The organism is Mycobacterium sp. NGS40, from assembly GCF_059812735.1.
The window spans coordinates 1-717 of the sequence record NZ_JCALDG010000106.1 but is presented as its reverse complement, the minus strand read 5'-3'; the positions used below and the strand labels follow the sequence as shown (position 1 = coordinate 717).

1 protein-coding gene is annotated in these 717 nt (G+C 65.8%); it reads right to left on the bottom strand.

What is annotated here, in order from left to right; all coding sequences use genetic code 11:
• A partial coding sequence (locus AC5Y5O_RS32130) for an EamA family transporter (RefSeq protein ID WP_500028761.1) occupies nt 1–229 on the bottom strand: 229 nt, incomplete at its 3' end.
• Nucleotides 230–717 lie beyond the last annotated feature (488 nt).

The window sequence follows — 717 nt, the reverse complement described above, 5'->3', positions numbered from 1 at the left end:
CGCCGGGCCAGGCCGACCGCGGTGGCGCCGGGCGCCGACCACACCAACCGACCGCCAACAACACCCCGCCAGCCAGCAGGGCCCGCAGCGCCGCGAACCACAAGATCGGAGCATCAACTAGCCCATAGCGGATCCCCACGAAACAGGCGCCCCAGCCCGCAGTCACGATCAGCATCCTCCCCGGCCGCGGCGGTCGCAGCCGCGCCGAGACGACCGAAGCGTCAGCCACGGATATCACCACCGGCGACCAGCCACCGTGGCTGGTGAGGATGCCCAGTCGGGTCGGCCGCGATGCATGCCCACCGCAGGGTATGGCAGCAGAACAAGAGGTCGGCGATCATCGGCGTGGGCACGACCACGATCGTCTTGGCGCCACCTCGGCCGGCGCATCGTGTGCTCGTGATCGAGGCAGCCACGCTCTGTGCTGATTTTCGTGTCGTACCACCCTCACCGCTTGAGCCCCGCACGGTGTGATGATGACACGCACCAGCGCTGCCGCATGAACAAAAATGACCCGTACACATCGGAAGCGAACCCGGCTGTACACAACACGCGGTGAAACGCGGCCGGGTCAGACATGTCGCTGGCGCGTTCGGTGATGGCGGTGCGGTCCTGGTCTACTGAAAGGTGAGTTCGGGCGGTATTTTGGCCATATCAGCAGTCCCCGACAAGAATTCGATGACATCCTCCTGCTCGGTAGCCCCGGCCGACGTTCTG